Origin of the sequence: Novosphingobium ginsenosidimutans, assembly GCF_007954425.1 — a bacterium.
Lineage (GTDB): Bacteria > Pseudomonadota > Alphaproteobacteria > Sphingomonadales > Sphingomonadaceae > Novosphingobium > Novosphingobium ginsenosidimutans.
The window spans coordinates 1,526,562-1,546,470 of record NZ_CP042345.1 but is presented as its reverse complement, the minus strand read 5'-3'; the positions used below and the strand labels follow the sequence as shown (position 1 = coordinate 1,546,470).

The 19,909-nt window shown below is 64.2% G+C and carries 23 protein-coding genes; 5 read left to right on the top strand and 18 right to left on the bottom strand.

Features of this window, described 5'->3' with window-relative positions:
- Positions 1–29: 29 nt before the first annotated feature.
- The 3 genes from mhpA to FRF71_RS07720 are packed head-to-tail and all read right to left on the bottom strand — an operon-like array spanning position 30 to position 3,326.
- Positions 30–1,466, bottom strand: coding sequence for a bifunctional 3-(3-hydroxy-phenyl)propionate/3-hydroxycinnamic acid hydroxylase MhpA (mhpA, locus tag FRF71_RS07730; RefSeq protein WP_147090066.1), 1,437 nt, complete (start codon positions 1,464–1,466; stop codon positions 30–32).
- Positions 1,467–1,470: 4 nt separating this feature from the next.
- Positions 1,471–2,310, bottom strand: coding sequence for a fumarylacetoacetate hydrolase family protein (locus tag FRF71_RS07725; protein WP_147090065.1), 840 nt, complete (start codon positions 2,308–2,310; stop codon positions 1,471–1,473).
- A complete protein-coding gene (locus FRF71_RS07720) occupies positions 2,307–3,326 on the bottom strand; it encodes a VOC family protein (RefSeq protein ID WP_147090064.1) in 1,020 nt (339 codons plus the stop codon). The genes FRF71_RS07725 and FRF71_RS07720 overlap by 4 nt, the downstream gene beginning before the upstream one ends.
- Positions 3,327–3,423: 97 nt before the next feature.
- Between FRF71_RS07720 and FRF71_RS07715 the strand changes: the two genes are divergently transcribed.
- The gene (locus tag FRF71_RS07715) at positions 3,424–4,059 is read left to right on the top strand and encodes a TetR/AcrR family transcriptional regulator (protein ID WP_147090063.1); all 636 of its coding nucleotides are present in this window, start codon (positions 3,424–3,426) and stop codon (positions 4,057–4,059) included.
- On the opposite strand, the gene FRF71_RS07710 is transcribed toward FRF71_RS07715, so the two are convergent.
- The 6 genes from FRF71_RS07710 to FRF71_RS07685 all read right to left on the bottom strand — a co-directional run bounded on the left by FRF71_RS07710 (position 4,024) and on the right by FRF71_RS07685 (position 9,793).
- The gene (locus FRF71_RS07710) at positions 4,024–5,265 is read right to left on the bottom strand and encodes an MFS transporter (RefSeq protein ID WP_147090062.1); all 1,242 of its coding nucleotides are present in this window, start codon (positions 5,263–5,265) and stop codon (positions 4,024–4,026) included. The genes FRF71_RS07715 and FRF71_RS07710 overlap by 36 nt on opposite strands.
- Positions 5,262–6,440 carry a saccharopine dehydrogenase family protein gene (locus tag FRF71_RS07705; RefSeq protein ID WP_147090061.1) on the bottom strand — a complete coding sequence of 393 codons (1,179 nt, stop codon included), beginning with the start codon at positions 6,438–6,440 and terminating at the stop codon, positions 5,262–5,264. Before FRF71_RS07705 ends, FRF71_RS07710 begins: the two co-directional genes overlap by 4 nt.
- 110 nt (positions 6,441–6,550) lie before the next feature.
- Positions 6,551–6,928, bottom strand: coding sequence for a DoxX family protein (locus FRF71_RS07700; RefSeq protein WP_147090060.1), 378 nt, complete (start codon positions 6,926–6,928; stop codon positions 6,551–6,553).
- Positions 6,929–7,015: 87 nt separating this feature from the next.
- Positions 7,016–8,188: an acyl-CoA dehydrogenase family protein gene (locus tag FRF71_RS07695; RefSeq protein WP_147090059.1), complete on the bottom strand. Its 1,173-nt coding sequence runs from the start codon at positions 8,186–8,188 to the stop codon at positions 7,016–7,018.
- Positions 8,189–8,201: 13 nt separating this feature from the next.
- A complete protein-coding gene (dcd, locus tag FRF71_RS07690; protein ID WP_147090058.1) occupies positions 8,202–8,756 on the bottom strand; it encodes a dCTP deaminase in 555 nt (184 codons plus the stop codon).
- A gap of 38 nt (positions 8,757–8,794) precedes the next feature.
- Positions 8,795–9,793 carry a GDP-mannose 4,6-dehydratase gene (locus FRF71_RS07685; protein ID WP_147090057.1) on the bottom strand — a complete coding sequence of 333 codons (999 nt, stop codon included), beginning with the start codon at positions 9,791–9,793 and terminating at the stop codon, positions 8,795–8,797.
- Positions 9,794–9,857: 64 nt separating this feature from the next.
- Here FRF71_RS07685 and wecB point away from each other — a divergent pair, with 64 nt between their 5' ends.
- On the top strand, positions 9,858–11,009 hold the full coding sequence (wecB, locus tag FRF71_RS07680) for a non-hydrolyzing UDP-N-acetylglucosamine 2-epimerase (protein ID WP_147090056.1): 1,152 nt from the start codon (positions 9,858–9,860) through the stop codon (positions 11,007–11,009).
- Positions 10,975–12,294: a UDP-N-acetyl-D-mannosamine dehydrogenase gene (gene wecC / locus FRF71_RS07675; protein WP_147090055.1), complete on the top strand. Its 1,320-nt coding sequence runs from the start codon at positions 10,975–10,977 to the stop codon at positions 12,292–12,294. Before wecB ends, wecC begins: the two co-directional genes overlap by 35 nt.
- Here the strand turns inward: wecC and FRF71_RS07670 are convergent.
- Positions 12,291–12,500: a hypothetical protein gene (locus FRF71_RS07670; RefSeq protein WP_147090054.1), complete on the bottom strand. Its 210-nt coding sequence runs from the start codon at positions 12,498–12,500 to the stop codon at positions 12,291–12,293. The genes wecC and FRF71_RS07670 overlap by 4 nt on opposite strands.
- Before the next feature lie 78 nt (positions 12,501–12,578).
- Between FRF71_RS07670 and FRF71_RS07665 the strand changes: the two genes are divergently transcribed.
- Positions 12,579–12,965, top strand: a complete 387-nt coding sequence (locus FRF71_RS07665) for a hypothetical protein (protein ID WP_147090053.1) — start codon at positions 12,579–12,581, stop codon at positions 12,963–12,965.
- On the opposite strand, the gene FRF71_RS07660 is transcribed toward FRF71_RS07665, so the two are convergent.
- From FRF71_RS07660 to FRF71_RS07640, 5 genes are all read right to left on the bottom strand, one after another.
- Positions 12,962–13,276, bottom strand: a complete 315-nt coding sequence (locus FRF71_RS07660) for a DUF952 domain-containing protein (RefSeq protein ID WP_147090052.1) — start codon at positions 13,274–13,276, stop codon at positions 12,962–12,964. The two genes, FRF71_RS07665 and FRF71_RS07660, sit on opposite strands and share 4 nt — an antisense overlap.
- A 40-nt stretch (positions 13,277–13,316) precedes the next feature.
- A complete protein-coding gene (locus tag FRF71_RS07655) occupies positions 13,317–13,637 on the bottom strand; it encodes a hypothetical protein (RefSeq protein ID WP_147090051.1) in 321 nt (106 codons plus the stop codon).
- A 68-nt stretch (positions 13,638–13,705) separates the two neighbouring features.
- On the bottom strand, positions 13,706–13,993 hold the full coding sequence (locus FRF71_RS07650; RefSeq protein WP_147090050.1) for a DUF1330 domain-containing protein: 288 nt from the start codon (positions 13,991–13,993) through the stop codon (positions 13,706–13,708).
- A gap of 360 nt (positions 13,994–14,353) precedes the next feature.
- Entirely contained in the window at positions 14,354–14,788 is a 435-nt protein-coding gene (locus tag FRF71_RS07645; RefSeq protein WP_147090049.1) for a TIR domain-containing protein, read from the bottom strand.
- A gap of 102 nt (positions 14,789–14,890) precedes the next feature.
- Positions 14,891–15,946, bottom strand: a complete 1,056-nt coding sequence (locus FRF71_RS07640) for a ribonucleotide-diphosphate reductase subunit beta (protein WP_147090048.1) — start codon at positions 15,944–15,946, stop codon at positions 14,891–14,893.
- A 186-nt stretch (positions 15,947–16,132) separates the two neighbouring features.
- Here FRF71_RS07640 and FRF71_RS15745 point away from each other — a divergent pair, with 186 nt between their 5' ends.
- Positions 16,133–16,891 (top strand): DUF2171 domain-containing protein, encoded by a 759-nt coding sequence (locus FRF71_RS15745; RefSeq protein ID WP_337678507.1) that lies wholly within the window; start codon positions 16,133–16,135, stop codon positions 16,889–16,891.
- Positions 16,892–16,950: 59 nt separating this feature from the next.
- Here the strand turns inward: FRF71_RS15745 and FRF71_RS07630 are convergent, their stop codons facing one another.
- The 3 genes from FRF71_RS07630 to FRF71_RS07620 all read right to left on the bottom strand — a co-directional run bounded on the left by FRF71_RS07630 (position 16,951) and on the right by FRF71_RS07620 (position 19,600).
- Complete coding sequence (locus tag FRF71_RS07630; protein WP_337678506.1) at positions 16,951–17,367, bottom strand: PepSY-associated TM helix domain-containing protein; 417 nt, start codon at positions 17,365–17,367, stop codon at positions 16,951–16,953.
- A gap of 75 nt (positions 17,368–17,442) precedes the next feature.
- Complete coding sequence (locus FRF71_RS07625; RefSeq protein WP_147090046.1) at positions 17,443–17,637, bottom strand: hypothetical protein; 195 nt, start codon at positions 17,635–17,637, stop codon at positions 17,443–17,445.
- 13 nt (positions 17,638–17,650) lie between these two features.
- Positions 17,651–19,600 carry a ribonucleoside-diphosphate reductase subunit alpha gene (locus tag FRF71_RS07620; protein WP_238339528.1) on the bottom strand — a complete coding sequence of 650 codons (1,950 nt, stop codon included), beginning with the start codon at positions 19,598–19,600 and terminating at the stop codon, positions 17,651–17,653.
- Positions 19,601–19,909 lie beyond the last annotated feature (309 nt).

Below are 19,909 nucleotides of genomic sequence, written 5' to 3'. Positions count from 1 at the left end.
CCAAGCTGAATACGAGGGTTCGATTCCCTTCACCCGCTCCATTTCCCTGCCAGATTAGCGGCTGTTCCCGTTCCGAAAACGTAGCGATCCGGGCGAACCAGCACCGCGTCAGCCTGGTGCTTATCGAGCCAGGCTGCCAAAGGCTTGGCAAAGGGGGCAAGCACTGGCTTGTCCAGCTCCGCGCGGCTGATCAGCCAATGACCTAGCCCCATAACCGCGTCGAGCCGGGTGCCATCAGGCGCGACTGGTTGGGGGAAATAGCTCCCCGCGCCAGCGCTCCCGGCAAGGATCCGTCCTGCCGAAATGGGCGGATAGGCCGGAGGACCATCGGGCAACTTGCCGAGCTTGCGGGCGAGCTTGAACTTCAGATCGCGCAGCCAGGCCTGCCACGGGCTGGTGATGCAGACAGTCTTGCCCATCATGATTGCCATGTCGATTGTGGCGCGCAGATTGGGCGCGCGTTCGGGCTGGTAACTGTCGAGCAGTGCATCGTCCGCCTCGCCATTGGTCACCGCCGCGAGCTTCCAGGCTAAGTTGGCCGCATCGCGCAAGCCCGAACACATGCCTTGACCGGCAAAAGGCGGGGTCTGGTGGGCGGCATCCCCAGCGAGCAGCACGCGTCCTTTGCGCCATTGCGCCGCGATCCGAGCGCGAAAGGTGTAAACGGCCTTGCGCTCAAGCCGGACCGCACTTTTGACGTTCCACGGCTCTAGCAGTGCTTCGATGAAGGCATCGTCGCTGACCTGCTCCGCCGTCTCGCCGGGCAGAATCATGAACTCCCAGCGGTGCCGTCCCTCGCCCATCAGCACGCAGGTTGTCGGACGCGCTGGATTGCAGATCTGGAGGTTGTCAGTCGGCAGTTTCGAAAAGTCGTCGACCAGCACGTCAACCACCAGCCAGGGCTCCTCGAAATTGAGGTCCTCGAAATGGATGCCGCAGGCTTCCCGCACCGGGCTGCGGGCGCCGTCGGCCCCCACGAGGAAGCGGGCGCGGACGGTGCGATCGCCTTCGGGCGTGCTGACCCGGGCCGTCACGCCCGCGCCATCATCGGTGAAGGATTTGAGCTCCCAGCGGTGGTGCAGCTGGGCCTTGGGCTGCGCGGCCAACGCCTTGTGCAGCTCGGCCTCGACACTGGGCTGGTGGATCATGTTGGCAGCAGGCCAGCCGCCCGGGCCGATCTGCCCGGCACCTTCGAAGCGCAACAGGACTTCGCCCTTGGCATTGCGGAAGTCATAGCGGTTGGCGCGCCGCGCGGTCTGCATCACCGCCTCGGCCACGCCGGCCTCCTGCAGGATCCGCATGCCTTCGTGATCAATGTGCGCGGCGCGCGGCAGCGGATAGATCGCGGCTTCCTTTTCCGCGACGATTACCGAAACGCCGCGTTTGGCGAGCAGCACCGCCAAGGTCACCCCTGTCGGCCCGCCCCCGGCGATCAGGACATCGCAATCGAAGTCCGCCCCCGCCATCGCCTCAGCCTTCCGCCACCATGGTGCCTTCGATGTGGCCCAGGCGGTCGATCTCGCAGCGGACCACGTCGCCCGCCTTCAGGAACTGGCGCGGATCCATGGCTGCACCGACCCCGCCGGGGGTGCCGGTGAAGATCACGTCGCCCGGCTCAAGCGTCATGCCCGTCGAGAGATGTTCAACCTGCTGCCAGATGTTGAAGACGAGGTGCCGGCTGTTCGAATCCTGCCGCTTCTCGCCGTTGACGAAGCAGCGCAGGCCCAATGCATGCGGATCGCCGACCTCATCGGCGGTGACGATCCACGGGCCAATCGGAGCGTGCGTGTCAAAGCTCTTGCCCAGCGACCATTGCGGACCGGCGTGCTGCCACATTCGTTCGGTCACGTCGTTGCCGACACAGTAACCGAAGATCGCGCCCGCAGCATCGGCCTCGCTGACGTGCTTGCCGCCCTTGCCGACCACGGCGACCAGCTCGACCTCGTAATCGGCGGTGAAGGTGCCTTTCGCGATCTCGATCGGATCATAGGGCGCGTTGATCGAGGTGACGGCCTTGGTGAACCACACCTGCCGCTCTGGCGTGGCCATGTTGGATTCGGCGATGTGATCGGCATAGTTGAGGCCGATCGCCCAGATCTTGCCCGGGCGCTGGATCGGGGCTTCGAGCTTGACCGAAGCCAGCGGCACCCCGCCACCCTCTGCGGCGCGCGCCTCCAGCGCAGGCTTCAGGGCGTCCCAATCGCGGATCAGGTCGATCATCGTCCCCGGAACGCCGCTGTCGATCACGGTATCGCCGACCACGATCCCGGTGCGGGTCTGGCCAGCGGCGGTATAGGTGCAGAGTTTCATGCAGGCGTTCCTTTGGGCTTAGAGCGGAACAGGCCGAGCACGCGCAGGCGCAGGGCCATGAAGAACGAGACCAGGCCGGGCGGCGGGGCCAGCTTGCCGGCAAACATCGGATGGGGGGCGCCCCATTGGACGGCCAGCAGCGCGCTCATCGGCTGTTTCTGCGGCGGGTCGGCGGCGGTGAACAGGTCACCGTCGGTCCAGTGCTCCAGCTCGTTGCCGAAGGGGTCCTTCCAGTAATCGAAGATCTGGCTGCCCATGATGTGGCGGCCGACACCCCAGGCCGCCTCGCGCTTCTTCGCCTTCAAGTGCTGATGCCCGAGCATCAGGTCATCAAGGTTGGCGACCTCGAACGCAGCATGGAGGATGCCGAGCTCGCCCGGCAATTGCGCCAGGAACAGGGTGTGATGATCGGCTGGCTTGTCGCCCCGATCACAGCGCATGAAGGCGCCGAGCGGGACGTCGGCAGCGGCCTCGACCTCGTCAGATGTGATGAACCCGAAGCGCTCCTTGTACCACCGTTCGGATCTGCGGAAGTCGCGGACCTTGAGCACGGCATGGCCGATCCGCTTCACATGGGCCGGCCTCGCTGCAAGCCGCACGGTCTGGCGGAAACGCGGCTTGGCCGAGGCGGTATTGACCGGCTGGTCGGCGGGCAGCGGCAGGGCATCTTGCTTGGCCTGCCCGGCGACAACTTCCACCCCGTAGCCATCGGGATCGATCAGGCGGACGATCTTGCCGCCGCCGGGTTCATTGAGGTCCTCGACCGGCACACCTTCGCTCGCGGCGAGTTTTTCAAGGTCGGCCACGGTCTCAGCCCGGAAGCCAACCGCCAGGAACTTGGCCTCGCCCGGTTCGGTCACATGGACAAATGGCCGTCCGTCGGCGCCGCGGCCATAAAGCCGCCCGCCCTGCTCAAAGCAGTCCATCCCGAAGTCTTCAAGGAAAGCCCGCATCGCCGCCAGATCGGGCGCGGCGTAGCGGACATGGGCAATGTCCTCGATCCGGATCGTGCTCATCAGCCTGCTCTCCCGCGTCGGGTTCTCGGCCCGACTCGTTATTGACTATTTGGTCAGATTATTGACAAATGACCGTCTGGTCAAGTAGGTTGCAATCATGGCCGCCCAAACCCTCAGCCCCCGCGCGCAGCGCACCTATCGCGCGCTAGTCGATGCCGGACTGGAATTGCTGGCCGAACGGCCGATTGATGCCTTGGCGATTGACGAGATTGTCGGGCGGGCCGGCGTCGCCAAGGGCAGCTTCTTCAATCACTTTGCCGACAAGGCCGCGTTCGGGCAGGCGGTTGGCGCAGAGATTCGGGTCGAACTCGAAGCACGGATTGGCGCCGCCAATGCCGGAGTAGCCGATCCGTTGGCGCGATTGGCCGGCGGCATGCGCACCGGCCTCGCCTTTGCGCTCGACGAACCGCGCAAGACCGCGATCATGCTCCGCAATGCCAGCAACTCGACCTTGCGCGACCAGCCGCTCAACCAGGGCGTGGCGGCCGACCTGAACGCGGCTGTCGCGACTGGGCGGCTGCGCAAGGAAGCGCAGCAAAGCGGGGTGCGGTTCTGGCTTGGCCTGTGCCAGGTGCTGATGGCCAATGCGATCGAACGCCGGATCGACCGGACCGAGGCCGCGCGGCGGCTCGAAGAGATGCTGGTCCTGGCGCTGACCGGCCTTGGCCTCTCGGCTAAGGATGCGGCCGGCTATGCCTCAGCCAGCGCGGAGCTGCTCAGGCTCGGCCGTTAGCGGCGGCAGGCGCACCAGCCAGACCAGCACGGCCCCCACGGTCAATGCCGCCATGCCGATGCCCTGGGCCAGGCTGTAGCTTCCCAGTTTGTCGTGCAGCAGGCCGACCCCGGCGATGCCGATTCCATTGCCGATCCAGCTGAAACCATGGAGCGTGCCATAGATTGTGCCGTACTGCGCAATGGGGAAACGGCGGGCGACGAAGTAGGCGAAGAGGTCAAGTTCCACCCCCTGTTGCAGACCGATCATCGCCGCAGCAAGGATTGCCGCCCAGTAGATCTGATCGGTCAGCAACAGCAGCAGGAACCCGCTGCCGGGGATGACCGTGAAGATCAACGCGACAGTCTGGGGGCGGAAGTGATCGAGCAACCAGCCGCCGCCAAGGCGTCCGATGAACTGCCCAATTGCGAACGCCGAGACCGCAGTCGCGCCAACTCTGCTGTCGAATCCTTCCTCCTGAACAATTGGTGAGAGCTGCCCAACGAAACCTGCGGTTGCCAGCCCCATACAGATCATACTCGCTGTCATCAGCTTGAAGTCACGATCACGCAGAAACGACCAGTTGCGGGGGCCGGAATCTGCGGTGGCGGATCGCAGGCGACTTATATTGCCAGGAACGATGAATAGCATTGCAGGGATGCCCACTGTTGCCATGAAACCTGCCAGCGCAAGAAACCCGCCGCGCCAGCCATAGTTCGCAATGATCGGTTCGAGTACGCGCGGCGCGATCACAGCAAAAATGGAAACGCCAGTTGCCATCAAGCCCAAGGCTCGACCGCGATATTTCTTGAAGTGGCCATTGATGGGCCGTGTCACGACCAGAGCGGTTGTTCCGACCCCAAAAAAGCCCAGCGCCGCTATGACGATCGCCATGTGAATGAGAGTCGTAGCGAATAGCACAGACAGAACTAGACACGAGATGACGACCAGCGCGGATCCAAGATAAATCGGCTTGAATCCGAAGCGGTCAACTGCAGGGCCAAGTACCACCGCGCCCAATGCCCCAGTGGCGACGAGCGCAGGGATTGAGCCGATCTGACCGCGAGAAACTTGTAGTTCGTCGGCCAGAGGCAACAGGAACAAGCTGAACGTGAAGAACAGCAGCACGATCCCCGCGCCCGCGCCCAGCGCGCAGCCGAGCACGATCCGCCAGCCGATGGTCCACTCGCTCTCCTCGGGGGGGAGCGGCGCGAGGGTTTCGGTCATTCCTCTACCGCGAAGGTGATCTCGGCATGATCCTGCAGGCGCTTAACCAGCGCCTCACCCAAGAGGGCGCCCGGCGTGGCGATCCCGCCGGGGGCCTGGCATTCGAGCAGGGCAATCCCGGTCTCGGCGATCATCCGGCTGGTCGAACCATAGCCCGGATCGTAGCGGCCCTTGACGCCATAGCGCAGCTCGGTCCCTTCGGGCCATTCGCCAACGAACAGCACGTCGTAAAAGCCGTTCTCGCGCTCTTCCGGCGTCGGCCCCTCGCCCGGCTTGGGCGGCTTGGCCCCGAACGGGTTCTTGAGCATCTCGGCCACCGCGTGGGCCGCCTTCTCGCCCAGCTCGCCCGGGCTGGTCAGCATCATCTCGTCATACTTGAAGTCGGCGCCATAGGGATGGCCGAGCAGGAAGTTGGTGCGGTGGACGTTCTTGGTGTTGATCGTCGCCATGATGAACGGCGCGGCCCACTTGCCCAGCTTGTCATCATATTCGGGCAGCAGGCCCATCGGCTGACTCGGCCCTTCGAAACCCGGGGTCAGGCCGAACGGGCTTTGCAGGATCGGGATCAGGCTGGGCTTCCTGGCAACGGCCTTCATCGTTTCAGTGAGGCTGGCTGCCGTGCCGCCCGAGAAGGTGCCCTGCATCGCCCGAACGCGGCCCTTCACCCGCGGCGCCGGGCTGCCGAAGCGGGCCTTGGCTTCCTTCTGCAGCATGAAGACGCCCAGATCGAAGGGGATCGAATCGAAGCCCGAGGAGAAGGCGATCCGCGCGCCGCTGGCCTTGGCCTGCTCATGGTAGGCGTCGATCATTTCGCGCATCCAACCCGGCTCGCCGCAAAGGTCAGCATAGTCCGTGCCGGCAGCGACACAGGCCTTGAGCAGCGGTTCGCCGTAGAGCTGGTACGGGCCGACCGTGGTCACCACCACCCGGGTGCTTTCGGCCAGCGCCTGCATCGAGGCGGGATCGTCGGAATTCGCCACCACCAGCGGCGTATCGGCCGGTGCGCCGATCAGGTCGCGCACCTCGGCCAGCTTTTCCGCCGAGCGGCCCGCCATGGCCCATTTCGGGCCTTTGCCCTGATAATGGTGCGCCAGATATTCGGCGACGAGGCGGCCAGTGTACCCGGTCGCGCCATAGACCACGATGTCAAACGGACGGTCTGCCTTGGCAGTCATGTGATGCTCTCCATTGCCCCGAATCTGTGCAGTTCGGCCAAGCGAAAACTGCACAGTTCGGTGGCAATGTCGAACCTATTCTGCCTGACGCTACGGCAGGCTGGCGGGCATCACCCCGCCTTGCGCGAATCCAGGCTCATCCCGCCCGCGCCGTGGGCGTAGAGCGTGAGGAAACCGCCTGCCAGGCCCAGGTTCTTGAGGAACATGACCATCTGGATCTGGTCGGCAAAGTTGTTGTGGAACATCGCAGCGGTGACCAGGCAGAAACCGGCCAGCAGCAGCGCGACCAGCCGGGTCTGCCAGCCGAGCAGGATCGCAAGCCCCGCGACCAGTTCAAACGCGGCGGCCGGCCCGGCCAGGATCGCGGGCAGGCCCACGGTTTCCATATAGGCCCCGGTCCCGGCGAGGTTGCCGAACTTGCTGGCCCCACCCAAAATGAAGATCAGCGAAAGCAGGAGCCGCCCAAGCGGCGCAGCATATGCGGTCATGATATTCTCCCCCTTTGCGGGGTCCGCGAGGTGTGCGGCCCCGTGGGCGGAGTGAACGCCCAATCGCCCGTCAATGCAAGAGCCTGATCAGAACCGGTATTGGCGGCTGGCGAGATCGAACATGATCTCTTCGCTGCCCCCGCCGATCGCCATGACGCGGACCTCGCGGTAGATCCGCTCGATCCGGCTGCCGCGCACGAAGCTGGCGCCGCCCAGGATCTGGCAGGCCTCGCGGGCGCAGAATTCCATGGTCTGCGTCGCCTGGACCTTGAGCAGGGCAAAGTCGCCGGGAAAGGCGCAATCGTTCAGCACGGTCCAGGCGCAGTGATCGATCCAGGCCTGGGTGGCGGAGATGCGGCGGACCATGTCAGCCAGCTTGTGGCGGATCACCTGGTTGGTGATAAGCGGCTTGCCAAACGTCTCGCGTTGCCGCGCCCAATCGAGCGCGTCTTCATAGCAGATCCGCGCAAAGGCAGCGGCCTGCTGGCTCATCCCCAGCCGCTCGCCATTGAAATTGCGCATGATCCCGGCAAAGCCGCCGTTCTCCGGCCCGATCAGGTTATCGGCCGGCACTTCGACATCGTCGAAATGGATCGTCGCGGTATCGCTGGCATGCCAGCCCATCTTGGCGAGCGGCGTGCGGCTGACGCCCGGCCGGTCGGTCTCGACCAGCAGCAGCGAGACACCGCCGATGCCGGGGCCACCGGTCCGCACCGCCAGCGTGATGTAGTCTGCCCGCACGCCGCTGGTGATCAGCGTCTTGGCGCCGTTGACGATGTAGCTGGCGCCCTTGCGCTCGGCCCGGGTCTTGAGATTGGCAACGTCCGAGCCGCCGCCCGGTTCGGTAATGCCCAGGCAGATGATCTTCTCACCTGCCAACACTTCCGGCGCGATCCGGCGCTTCAGTTCTTCGCTGCCCATGGCCAGGATCGGCGGCAGGCCGATCCCGTGGGTCATAAGCGAGGCGCAGATCCCGCCGGCCCCGGGCCGCGCCAGTTCCTCGGTCTGGACCATGCCGTGGAACAGGTTGAAGGCCGTACCGGTGCCGCCGAACTCCTCCGGGTAATTGAGGCCCAGCACACCGGCCGCAGCCGCCTTGCGGTGCAGCTCGCGCGGGAGCTGGCCGGCGGCTTCCCATTCATCGACGTGCGGCGTGATTTCTTTGGCGACGAAGGCGCGAACTGTGTCGCAGACCGCCTCATGGCTCTCATCGTAATGCGGTGAGCGAGCGCGCCATTGATCGAACAAGGGCGTTTCCATCGTGCTTCTCCCCTCAGAGCTTCGGCAGGGTCACCCCGCGCTGGCCCATGTACTTGCCGCTGCGGTCGGCATAGCTGGTCTCGCAGGGCTGGTCGCCCTTGAGAAACAGGAACTGGCAGGCGCCTTCGTTGGCATAGATCTTGGCGGGCAGCGGGGTGGTGTTGGAAAACTCCAACGTCACGTGCCCTTCCCATTCGGGCTCCAGCGGAGTGACATTCACGATGATCCCGCAGCGGGCATAGGTGCTCTTGCCCAAGCAAATCACCAGCACGTCGCGCGGGATGCGGAAATATTCGACCGTGCGAGCCAGCGCGAAGGAGTTCGGCGGGATGATGCAGCAGTCGGTCTTCATGTCGACAAAGCTGTTTTCGGCAAAGTTCTTGGGATCGACCACGGCTGAATGGACGTTGGTGAATACCTTGAACTCATCCGCCACCCGCGCGTCATAGCCATAGGACGACAGGCCATAGGAAATGCACCCGTCGCGCTTCTGGTGCTCGACGAACGGCTCGATCATGCCCGAACGATGGGCTTCGCCGCGGATCCACTTGTCGGAAAGAATCGCCATGGCAGCGTGATTGCCGAACCACGCCGCCGCTTCAAGTGTCAGGCCCCGTGATAGTCCCGATACCAACGCACAAAGTTGGGGACACCCACCTCGATGCTAGTCGTGGGTGCATAGCCCAGGTCGCCACTGATCGCCGAAACATCGGCGAAGGTGGCAGGGACATCGCCCTGCTGCATCGGCTGAAAGTCGATCACGGCCTTCTTGCCGCAACATTCCTCGAGCAGACCGACAACCTTCATCAGGTGTTCGGAGCGGCTGTTGCCGATGTTGTAAATGCGGTGCGGCTTGGTGCTGCCGCCGGCTTTCTCCTGACCATCGTCGGGCGGCGGATTGTCGAGGCAGGCGACCACGCCGGCGACGATATCGGCGACATAGGTGAAGTCGCGATGCATCTCGCCATTGTTGAAGACCGGGATCGGCGTACCGGCCAGGATCTTCTGCGTGAACATCCACATCATCATGTCGGGCCGGCCCCAGGGGCCATAGACGGTGAAGAAGCGCAGGCCGGTCTGCGGCAGGCGGTAGAGATGGGCGTAGCTTTCGCTGATCAGCTCGTCGGCGCGCTTTGTTGCGGCATAGAGCGAGACCGGGTGATCGGTGCGGTCCTCGACCGCGAAGGGCAGCTTGGTATTGCCGCCATAGACCGAGCTGGAGCTGGCATAGACCATGTGCTCCAGCTGACGATGCCTAGCGACTTCGAGCAGGTTGAGGTGCCCGACTAGGTTGGACTGGACATAGGCATGCGGGTTCTCGATCGAATAGCGCACCCCGGCCTGAGCGCCCAAGTGGACCACGCGGTCGATGTTCTCATCGGCCAGCGCGGCAGTGAGCGCGGCCATGTCGGCAAAGTCGACCTGGTGGAAGGTGAAGCGGCCCCCTGCTTCGGCTGCTAGTGCCGCCAGCCGGTCGCGCTTCAGGGCCACCGAGTAGTAATCGTTGAGGTTGTCGATGCCGACCACGCTGTCGCCCCGCGCTGTCAGCAGGCGGATCAGGTGGAAGCCGATGAAGCCGGCCGCGCCGGTAACGAGAACACGCATGAAGGCCCCCTAAGCTGCCGGGTCTTATTTCATGGTTAACTCTCGGATGGTAGGGGCGGATGCAATGACCCAGCCCGCCAAAATTCTCGTCATCTTCGGCACGCGACCCGAAGCAATCAAGCTGTTCCCCGTGATCCGCGCGCTTCAGGCCGATCCACGTTTCACGCCGATGGTCTGCGTTTCCGCGCAGCACCGCCAGATGCTGGATCAGGTGCTGGATATCGCCGCGATCAAGCCCGATTATGATCTCAATCTGATGCAGCCGGGCCAGACGCTCGACGGGCTGACCGCCGCGCTGCTGACTGAACTGGGCAAGGTGATGGACGCCGAACAACCTGCCCGGGTGATCGTCCAGGGCGATACGGCTACGGCCATGGCCGGGGCGTTGGCGGCCTATTACCGCAAGATCCCGGTCGATCATGTCGAGGCCGGGCTGCGATCCGGCAACATCTATCACCCCTGGCCGGAAGAGGTGAACCGCAAGATCATCGGCACGATCGCCAGCCTGCACTTTGCCCCAACCCAAGTGGCGGCGGGCAAACTGCTGGCTGAACAGGTCCCGGCCGATCGGGTCCATGTTACCGGCAACACGGTGATCGATGCGCTCAAATGGGTCCAGACCAGGATCTTTGCCAAACCTTCGCTGGCGGGCGATCTGGCCGACCTGGAGCATATGTTCGCCGACCGACGGATCATTGGCGTAACCTGCCATCGGCGCGAGAGCTTTGGCGATGGCATGGCCAATATTGCTGAGGCGATCCGCCGGATTGCCCAGCGGCGCGATGTCGCGGTGATCTTCCCGGTCCACCTCAATCCCAATGTCCGCGCGGTGATGGGCAGGGCACTGGGCCAGCTATCCAACGTCGCGCTGATCGAGCCGCTCGACTATCCGCACTTCGTCCGCCTGCTCTCGATTGCCGAGATCATGCTGACCGACAGTGGCGGAGTGCAGGAAGAGGCCCCGGCGCTGGGCAAGCCCGTCCTCGTCATGCGCGAGACAACCGAGCGGCCAGAGGGTGTGACTGCCGGCACGGCCAAGCTGGTCGGCACGGATGTCGCTCGTATCGTTACCGAAATCTTCACCTTGCTTGACGATAAGGCCGCTTACCAGGCCATGGCGCGGGCCCACAATCCTTTCGGGGACGGACAATCGGCGCGCCGAATCGTGGAGTTGATCGGGAATGAAGTCGGCCAAAAGCTCGGGCACCAAGCCTGATGTCTGCGTAGTCGGGCTGGGTTACATCGGACTGCCGACTGCCGCCATCGTCGCGCGCGCCGGATGCCAGGTCCACGGCGTCGACGTGACGCAAGGCGTGGTCGACACCATCAACCGCGGCGCGATCCATATCGAGGAAGTCGATCTCGACGGTCTGGTCCACGGCGTTGTCGCCCGGGGGCTGCTCAAGGCCTCGACCGCGGTGGCGCCGGCCGATGTCTTCATCATCGCGGTTCCGACCCCGTTCGATGCCAACCACGCGCCCGATATCTCCCATGTCCTCGCCGCTGGCGAAGCTGTCGCCAAGGTGCTCAAGCCGGGCGACACGGTGATCCTCGAATCGACCTCGCCGGTAGGCACGACCGAGGCGCTGCGCGATCTGATCGCGGCGCGGCGGCCGGACCTCAAGTGCCCGGGCCTGACCGCCGACATCCCCGACCTCTCGATCGCCTATTGCCCTGAACGGGTGCTGCCGGGCCGGATCCTTGAGGAGCTGACCAACAACGACCGTTCGATTGGCGGCATCACCCCACGCTGCGCGCGCAAGGCGCTGAGCTTCTACAAGCTGTTCGTGCGCGGCGTGTGCGTCGTCACCGACAGTCGCTCGGCCGAGATGACCAAGCTGGTCGAGAACGCCTACCGCGACGTCAACATCGCCTTTGCCAACGAGCTGTCGATCGTCGCCGATCAGATGGGGCTCGATGTGTGGGAAGTGATCCGCCTCGCCAACCGGCACCCGCGGGTCAACATCCTCCAGCCGGGACCGGGCGTTGGCGGGCACTGCATCGCCGTCGACCCCTGGTTCATCGTCCACGGCGCGCCGGAGCACACGCCGCTGATCCGTACCGCGCGCGGGGTCAACGACGGCAAGATCCACCACGTCATCGCCCGCGCCGAAGCACTGATCGCGGCCAACCCCCATGCCCGCGTCGCCTGCCTTGGCCTGGCCTTCAAGGCCAACATCGACGATTTCCGCGAAAGCCCGGCACGGCTGGTGGCGGCTACCCTTGCCCGCAAGTTCGGCGCCCGTATCAAGGTAGTCGAGCCCTATGCGGCCGAGCTCCCCCGCGAGTTCGCCGGCACGGATGCAGCGCTGATCGACCTCGACACCGCGCTTGAGCAGGCCGAGATCCTGCTGGTCCTGGTTGACCATGACCAGTTCAAGGCCGTGCCGCTGGCCGAACGCGCCGACAAGCAGGTCTACGATACGCGCGGCATCTGGCTCGACCAGCCGCAGGCCCTGGTGCCAGAGGCCGAGGCGGAACCGCTGCGCAAGGCGGGTTAATCCCCGCCGCCGCCGTCTCCGCCGCCGCCATCGCTGTCACCGGCATCGCCATCATCGCGATCGCGGTCGCTCGTGCTCGTAGCGGTTGGCCCGGCATCGCCGCTGCTTTTGCCGCCGCCCTTGTGGCTGCGGCGGAGGTTGCTGAAGATGGCCGGAGCCACCGCGATAAAGACGACCAGGATGGCAATCCAGAAGGCATAGTTCATCGCGTCTGCTCCATGGGCACGGTGCGGTGCGCAGCCTAGCAGCGCGACAGCGCCGGGCAAGGCTGCTAGCCTGACGCCATGCCCGTGCTGCGCCATGCCCTGATCTACCTGGCGGCGATCTTTGCGCTGGGGTTCGTGCTGGGCACGGTGCGCACGCTGTGGCTGGCCCCGGCGGTCGGGCACCTGGCGGCGGTGGCGCTGGAGCTGCCGGTGATGCTGGGGGCGAGCTGGTGGCTGGCCCGGCGGCTGGCCGCGCGCCGCCCCTTGCCAAGCCGCCGCGCCGCGCTGCTAGCGGGCCTGATCGCCTTTGTCCTGCTGATGGCGCTCGAGCTGGCGCTGGGCATGGCCCTGTTCGGGCAGGGTGCGAGAGCCTGGCTGGCGGCGCTGGCCACGCCGGCCGGTGCACTGGGGCTGGCCGGCCAGGCGCTGTTCGCACTGCTGCCGGCGCTGGCCTGGCGGCGCTAGCGGCGCTCTAACTTCAGCACTGCGCCCATCGGCAAGTCGGCATAGCAGTGCGGGAACAGGGCATTGCCGCGCGAGACTTCCCAGCGGATCGCTTCGCCCAGCACGCTCAGGTCCACCTCGGCGATCACCAGGTCCTGCTGCCCGGCAAAGTGCTTGTCGAGCGTGCCCTGCAGCTGGTCCGCCGCAGAGAGGTGGATATAGCCATCGGCCAGATCGACCGGCGCGCCGCGGAACACGCCGTCAGCATCGAACTGGGCCCATTGCTCGGCGGTCAGGATCTTGAAGGCGGTGGCGGGGTGCGGGCTATCCATGCCGTGCCCCTACCCGAAGCCGAGGCGCCGGGCCAGTACCCTACTCCTGCGGCATCGCCTGGGTCGTGGCACCGGCATTGGGGCGGTTGGCGCCCGAGCCGGTGGTGCCGGTGGTGCGGTTGATGCCCGAGCGGCCGGCGTCGGTGGGCGCCGGCGTGGGCGAGGCGCCGGTCTGGGTCCGGTCGCTCGGCGTACCCGGGCTGCCGACCGGCGGGACCATGGTCGCCGCGCCGGTGGCGATGTCGCTGGCGGTGACATCGGCGGTGGGGCGGGCGGCGATATCCTCGGCGTCACGCGAATTGCTGTTGCAGGCGGCCAGGGCGAACAATGGCAGGGCCATGATGGCGGCGGGCTTGATCATGCGAAACTCCTCTTGCCCCGGTGGGCGGGAGCGGGTGAACCCCCGCCGTCCGGCAAAAGGTCCGCTGGCTAGAGCCCCTGGGTCAGGAACACGCGGTAATCGGCGCCCTGGAAGCGGAGCTTGCGGGCTTCCTGATAGGCAGGCGAGTGGTACCAGGCACGGGCGGCGTCCATATCGGGGAACTCGATGATCACGCAGCTGTTGGCTTCTGGCCCTTCCAGCGTCTCGGTCGCGCCATAGAGCACCAGTGGCTTGGCCGGATGCCCGGCCAGCGAAGGGCCAGCCTTGCCGCCATATTCGGCCATGGCAGCAGCATCGTGTTCGCGTTCCTTGATGAAGACGAGGTAGGCGCTCATGCGAAAATCTTCCTTTCCCTGTTGCTCGCCGCGATAATGGCGGATCGCGGGACGGGTGCAAGCGCAGCGTGACGTTGGACTTGACACAGTTGACACTGAGTCCGCTTCTTCCAACAGGCCGAAAGCCCAGGAATTCTGCGGCCTACCGCGTGAAACCGGGCGGATTTGCGCAAAGTGGCAAAGAAAAAACCGGCGCAGGTGCGAGGACTAACGATGGAAAGAGCGGTGGCGATCATAGCAGGCGGTACACGTGTAGGAAAACGCGGCTCCACAGTGGCTGTGCCGGGTTTAGCGCGAGTGTTCAGTCAGGAGCCAGGTCTTAGCGTCTTCGTGTGCGGATGGGGAATGGAGAGGACCATCTCATGCGCCATTGTTCATTTTAGCCCGCCAGATGCCGGTCACGACACTATTCTTGCTCCAGCCAACTTGCAATTTTGCAGCGGAGGCAACTATCGACGCCTTTTTTTCTTGGGCCCAAGGACTTACGGCCAGGATCGGCTTTTTGTAATAAAATGATCCCTCAAGCTCTTTCTGAATCCAATTACTGTGATCAATATACATTCCGGTAGGTATCAGAACCACATCCGAGACCCTTATTCTTGCGTAAATAGCATTGCGGAGCTCTTCATCGCTGTTGGCGTAATCGATGGCGTTTTCTTTTGGAACAGATGTGTCGTGGAAGTTTATTGGTATTCCGCCGACATTCCAACTTTCGCCAAAAATCCATGCAGACAAAGTGTTATAATGCTCAGAGTAGGCCCAAGAGTGGCTTATAAACACTGAAATGTTGTACAATTTAGCCCAGCTCCAGAACTGGGAGGGCTCAAAAAGACAGAGCCTCCGCGAAACCCGTTGGTTTCACGGAGGCTATCCAATTATATCAATGATATCAAGCTGTTACTCCGCAGCAACTCCCTCGCCGAACATATCCGGCTCGCTCGCCTCGCCCTCGTTGGCGGCTTCGGTGACAACCTTGGCGTTGCGGCGGCTGTCGAAGTTGGACCAGACCTGCTGCCAATCGCCGCGGGTCGCGCCCTTTGAGTATTCTGTCGCGCGGGTTTCGAAGAAGTTGGCGTGTTCCACCCCGTTGAGCAGCGGGGCGAGCCAGGGCAGCGGGTGGTCTTCCACCATGTAGATCGCCGGCAGGCCCAGCTGGCCCAGGCGCCAATCGGCGATGTAGCGGATATAGCGCTTGATCTCCTTGGGGCTCATCCCGGGGACCGGGCCCTGTTCGAAGGCCAGATCGATGAAGGCATCTTCCAGCCGCACGGTCTTCTGGCAGCAATCGATGATGTCTTCCTTGACCGCCTTGGTCAGGCAGCCGCGTTCCTTCACGAAGGCGTGGAACAGCTTGACGATGCCTTCGCAGTGCAGGCTTTCATCGCGCACCGACCACGAGACGATCTGCCCCATCCCCTTCATCTTGTTGAAGCGGGGGAAGTTCATCAGCATGGCGAAGGAAGCGAAGAGCTGCAGCCCTTCGGTGAAGCCGCCGAACATGGCCAGGGTGCGGGCGATATCCTCGTCCGTATCGACACCGAAGGTGTGCAGGTAATCGTGCTTGGCCTTCATCTCCTCGTATTCGAGGAACATGCCGTATTCCGCCTCGGGCATGCCGATCGTGTCGAGCAGGTGGCTGTAGGCCGCGATATGGACCGTCTCCATGTTGGAGAAGGCCGCCAGCATCATCTTGATCTCGGTTGGCTTGAACACGCGGGCATACTTGTCGTGGTAGCAATCCTGCACCTCGACATCGGCCTGGGTGAAGAAGCGGAAGATCTGCGTCAGCAGGTTCCGCTCAGACTCGCTGATCTTCTGCGCCCAATCGCGGCAGTCTTCGCCCAGGGGCACTTCCTCGGGCATCCAGTGGATCTGCTGCTGCCGCTTCCAGAACTCGTAAGCCCAGGGATATTCGAAGGGCTTGTAGGTCTTGCGGGCTTCAAGAAGGGGCATCGATCAGACTCCTGCGGGCGAGCGGTGAATATAGGCATGAACGGGGCCAGCGCGAAGGGTTTGCACCCGCTGCGACTGGGGAAAACGGCGGCTCGTCGAAAGCGGCGGAACCGAAAGGTTAACGCAACGTTGTGAGCGGTGAGGGCCCGCGATCTTCGCGAGCGACCCCACCTTAGGAGAGCAACGATGTCCGGTGAATTTGAACCGAACGATTCGCGCAATGTCACGGGCGCGGCGTCCACCCCGGACGGCCGCTGGACGGCGCAGGGGCAGCAGCCCCCGCTGGCCAATGGCGAAACGCCCAGCAGCCCGGCCCGGAGCGAGGACAGCCAGGAACCGACCCGCGCCCAGGGTGGCGGCGGAGCCGGGGGCGGCGGCCTGAGCGACGATGGCGCCGGCGACATGAGCGAAGACGTCGGGAGTGACGATGTGGACGGCGAAGACGGAGTCCAGTTCCGCCCCGATCAGGAACTGATCCGCAAGGTTGGTGAAGACGGCGGGGCCGGTGGCCTCTCCAATGAAGGCGAAGGAGAAGACATGGAAAACCGGAATATGGGCAGCGAAAGCGGCAGCAACCAGGGTGCCAGCGACCAGAGCCTGGGACAGGCCAACGAAAGCGGTTGGCCGGGCCAGCAGAACAGCGGGACCGAGGCCAGTCAGCAGCAGCAGTTCAGCGGCAGCGCCGGCGGGCAGATGGGCGGCGAGCCGGGCCAGCAAGGCTCGCTGGGCGAGCAGATCCGCGAGCACATGCGCGTGGTTGACGCCGAGGGCACCCAGATCGGCACGGTCGACAGCTTTGAGAACGACCAGATCAAGCTGACCCGCAGCGGCAGCAGCGATGGCGAACATCACTACCTGCCGATCGACCGCGTGGCCGGCATCGAAGGCGAAACCATTCGCCTGCACGAAACCGGCCAGAGCGTGTTCGGAAACAACGGCTCCTGAGCAAGCAGCCTGACGGAATGGTGCCCCCGCCTGCACGGCAGGGGCGCCATTTGCGTGTCCTACTTCCAGAACCAGCCTGGCTTGAGCGCCCGTTCCTTGCGGTTGCGCCACATCTGCACATAGACCCACAGGCCCGACAGGCTGAAGAAGATCAGCGCCAGGCCCGACAGGATCGAGATGACGGTCCCGGCCGGCCCAAACTCCTCGCCCGAATGCAGGTGATGGAGATAGCCCACCCAGGCCCGCGCGCTGTCCTTCGCTGGCTTGGGTCGGCAGGTCATCGTTTCCGGACAGACAAAGCCAGCCGGCACGGCTGAGGCGGCGGCGCTGCGCCCCTCGCTCTCCGCCTTCAGATCGGCGAACTGGCTCATCACCCCGGTCGTAGCGATGAACAGCAGGAAGACTCCGAAAAATACCGCGAGCCAGCGGTGCCACTTGCGCATGTGCAAACCCCATCCGTTGCGTAGTTGGCGCAACCGAAAGCGGGTTTGAAGGGCGGGCGCAAGTCATTGTCGTGTCGCAGTGTGTATCGGGTTCAAAATCGGTGACGATCACGGCTGGAGCTGGGCGTAAGTCAGCAGTCCGACCAGCAGCAGGGTGGCCAGGCCAAAGGCCAGCAGCATGGTCCCCGCTATCCGCCGGGCATAACGGGCCGCCTCGCCTGGGGTTTGCCGGGTCAGGACGAAGAGCCCGGCGAACGTCGCCAGGCCCCCGGCCCCGGCCAGGGCAAGGCGGCCGTAGTCCATGCTCAGGCAGCCCTTACTGACAAGCGAGGCATTCCTCGTAGTCGGTCTGGCCGCCGGCGCTCAGTTCCATCACCGGGGCATCGGCGGTGTTGTCCGCCTCGACCCCGCCGGCGAAACCGGCGCGCTGCACCGACTTCGAGCGCAGGTAGTAGAGCGACTTGATGCCCTTCTCCCAGGCCTGGAAGTGCAGCATCATCAGGTCCCACTTGTCGACATCGGCCGGGATATAGAGGTTCAGGCTCTGCGCCTGGTCGATGTAAGGGGTCCGGTCAGCCGCGAATTCGAGCAGCCAGCGCTGGTCGATCTCGAAGCTGGTCTTGTAGACCGCCTTTTCCTCTGGGCTGAGGAAATCGAGGTGCTGGACCGAACCGCCGCGCTCAAGGATCGAGTTCCAGACGTTGGTCGAATCCTTCGACTTCGACTGGAGCAGCTTCTCAAGGTAAGGGTTCTTGACCACGAACGAACCCGACAGGGTCTTGTGGGTGTAGATGTTGGCCGGGATCGGCTCGATGCAGGCGCTGGTGCCGCCGCAGATGATGCTGATCGACGCGGTCGGCGCGATCGCCATCTTGCAGGAGAAGCGCTGCATCACGCCCATGTCGGCAGCATCGGGGCAGGCGCCCCGTTCCTGGGCCAGCATCAGCGAAGCCTCATCGGCCTTGGCGGCGATGTGCTTGAACATCTTGAGGTTGAGCGCCTTGGCCATCGCACTTTCAAAGGCGACGCCCTTGAGCTGCAGATAGGAGTGGAAGCCCATCACGCCCATGCCGACCGACCGCTCGCGCATGGCCGAATACTTGGCGCGGGCCATCTCGTCTGGCGCGCGGTCGATATAGTCCTGCAGCACGTTGTCGAGGAAGCGCAGCACGTCCTCGATAAAGCGCTCGTCCTTGTTCCACTCGTCCCAGGTTTCGAGGTTGAGCGAGCTGAGGCAGCAGACCGCGGTGCGATCGTTGCCAAGGTGGTCAATCCCGGTCGGCAGGGTGATTTCCGAACAGAGGTTCGAGGTCGAGACCTTGAGCCCCAGATCGCGGTGATGCTTGGGCATCATCCGGTTCACCGTATCGGAGAAGACGATATAGGGTTCCCCCGTCGCCAGGCGAGTTTCGACCAGCTTCTGGAACAGGCTGCGGGCATCGACCGTGCCGCGCACCGACCCGTCCTTGGGGCTGCGCAGGTGGAATTCGGTGCCATCGCGCACGGCTTCCATGAACTCGTCGGTCAAGAGCACGCCGTGGTGGAGGTTCAGCGCCTTGCGGTTGAAGTCCCCCGAAGGCTTGCGGATCTCAAGGAACTCCTCGATTTCCGGGTGGCTGACGTCGAGATAGCAGGCGGCCGAGCCGCGGCGCAGCGAACCTTGCGAGATCGCAAGCGTCAGGCTGTCCATCACCCGGACGAAGGGGATGATCCCGCTGGTCTTGCCGTTGAGGCCAACCGGCTCACCAATCCCGCGGACCTGGCCCCAGTAGGTGCCGATGCCGCCGCCGCGGCTGGCCAGCCAGACGTTCTCGTTCCAGGTGCCGACAATGCCTTCAAGGCTGTCCGACACCGAGTTGAGGTAGCACGAGATCGGCAGGCCGCGCCCGGTGCCGCCGTTCGACAGGACCGGCGTTGCCGGCATGAACCACAGCTGCGAGATGTAGTCATAGAGGCGCTGGGCGTGGGCCTCGTCATCGGCATAGGCATCGGCGACGCGGGCAAAGAGATCCTGATAGCGCTCACCCGGCAGCAGGTAGCGGTCATCCAGGGTGTCCTTGCCGAAATCGGTCAGCAGCGCATCGCGGGCGTGATCGACCTCGATCGCAAAGCGGCGCGGCTGGACCGACTTGGAATCTTCATGCTTCGGCGCGGCCACGGCCTTGACCATGGCTTCGGCGGCGGCCTGGGCCACCAGCGCTTCGGAACCGAGATCAGCCTTGTCTGCCATGCTTACAGCCGGGCCCTTGCCCGCCTCCTTCTTCATCGTCTTGCCCTGGGTCTTCACCGGCGCATCCGCCGTCACCATTGCATCCATTTCAGCCATCGTCGGCTCATCCCCGGACCTGAATTCCACGTGCTGCCCCTTGCTATCCTGTTGCCTGCCCCGTGCGGTTTTCCGGAAGGTCTCCGGGCCCCGCAATGTTCCACTTTCGTTCGAATCAGCAGCACAAGCTGTGATCCTACCAGAGCGGGCGAACAAATGGAGAAAAACTTATCCCCGACCTGTCCCCAGCCCTGTCCGTTCCAACCCCTTGAAGCGCCCCTTTTCCGACCGAATCCGGCCCCGTTCGCG

What these genes read in the sequence shown, in the direction of transcription:
- wecB (WP_147090056.1), top strand. Translation starts at nt 9,858, where the DNA reads ATGACCCAGCCCGCCAAAATTCTCGTCATCTTCGGCACGCGACCCGAA.
- FRF71_RS07660 (WP_147090052.1), bottom strand. Translation starts at nt 13,276, where the DNA reads ATGGATAGCCCGCACCCCGCCACCGCCTTCAAGATCCTGACCGCCGAG.
- FRF71_RS15745 (WP_337678507.1), top strand. Translation starts at nt 16,133, where the DNA reads ATGTCCGGTGAATTTGAACCGAACGATTCGCGCAATGTCACGGGCGCG.
- FRF71_RS07665 (WP_147090053.1), top strand. Translation starts at nt 12,579, where the DNA reads ATGCCCGTGCTGCGCCATGCCCTGATCTACCTGGCGGCGATCTTTGCG.
- FRF71_RS07620 (WP_238339528.1), bottom strand. Translation starts at nt 19,600, where the DNA reads ATGAAGAAGGAGGCGGGCAAGGGCCCGGCTGTAAGCATGGCAGACAAG.
- dcd (WP_147090058.1), bottom strand. Translation starts at nt 8,756, where the DNA reads ATGGCGATTCTTTCCGACAAGTGGATCCGCGGCGAAGCCCATCGTTCG.
- FRF71_RS07655 (WP_147090051.1), bottom strand. Translation starts at nt 13,637, where the DNA reads ATGATCAAGCCCGCCGCCATCATGGCCCTGCCATTGTTCGCCCTGGCC.
- FRF71_RS07685 (WP_147090057.1), bottom strand. Translation starts at nt 9,793, where the DNA reads ATGCGTGTTCTCGTTACCGGCGCGGCCGGCTTCATCGGCTTCCACCTG.
- FRF71_RS07715 (WP_147090063.1), top strand. Translation starts at nt 3,424, where the DNA reads ATGGCCGCCCAAACCCTCAGCCCCCGCGCGCAGCGCACCTATCGCGCG.
- FRF71_RS07670 (WP_147090054.1), bottom strand. Translation starts at nt 12,500, where the DNA reads ATGAACTATGCCTTCTGGATTGCCATCCTGGTCGTCTTTATCGCGGTG.
- FRF71_RS07650 (WP_147090050.1), bottom strand. Translation starts at nt 13,993, where the DNA reads ATGAGCGCCTACCTCGTCTTCATCAAGGAACGCGAACACGATGCTGCT.
- mhpA (WP_147090066.1), bottom strand. Translation starts at nt 1,466, where the DNA reads ATGGCGGGGGCGGACTTCGATTGCGATGTCCTGATCGCCGGGGGCGGG.
- FRF71_RS07725 (WP_147090065.1), bottom strand. Translation starts at nt 2,310, where the DNA reads ATGAAACTCTGCACCTATACCGCCGCTGGCCAGACCCGCACCGGGATC.
- FRF71_RS07625 (WP_147090046.1), bottom strand. Translation starts at nt 17,637, where the DNA reads ATGGACTACGGCCGCCTTGCCCTGGCCGGGGCCGGGGGCCTGGCGACG.
- wecC (WP_147090055.1), top strand. Translation starts at nt 10,975, where the DNA reads ATGAAGTCGGCCAAAAGCTCGGGCACCAAGCCTGATGTCTGCGTAGTC.
- FRF71_RS07710 (WP_147090062.1), bottom strand. Translation starts at nt 5,265, where the DNA reads ATGACCGAAACCCTCGCGCCGCTCCCCCCCGAGGAGAGCGAGTGGACC.
- FRF71_RS07695 (WP_147090059.1), bottom strand. Translation starts at nt 8,188, where the DNA reads ATGGAAACGCCCTTGTTCGATCAATGGCGCGCTCGCTCACCGCATTAC.
- FRF71_RS07720 (WP_147090064.1), bottom strand. Translation starts at nt 3,326, where the DNA reads ATGAGCACGATCCGGATCGAGGACATTGCCCATGTCCGCTACGCCGCG.
- FRF71_RS07705 (WP_147090061.1), bottom strand. Translation starts at nt 6,440, where the DNA reads ATGACTGCCAAGGCAGACCGTCCGTTTGACATCGTGGTCTATGGCGCG.
- FRF71_RS07640 (WP_147090048.1), bottom strand. Translation starts at nt 15,946, where the DNA reads ATGCCCCTTCTTGAAGCCCGCAAGACCTACAAGCCCTTCGAATATCCC.
- FRF71_RS07700 (WP_147090060.1), bottom strand. Translation starts at nt 6,928, where the DNA reads ATGACCGCATATGCTGCGCCGCTTGGGCGGCTCCTGCTTTCGCTGATC.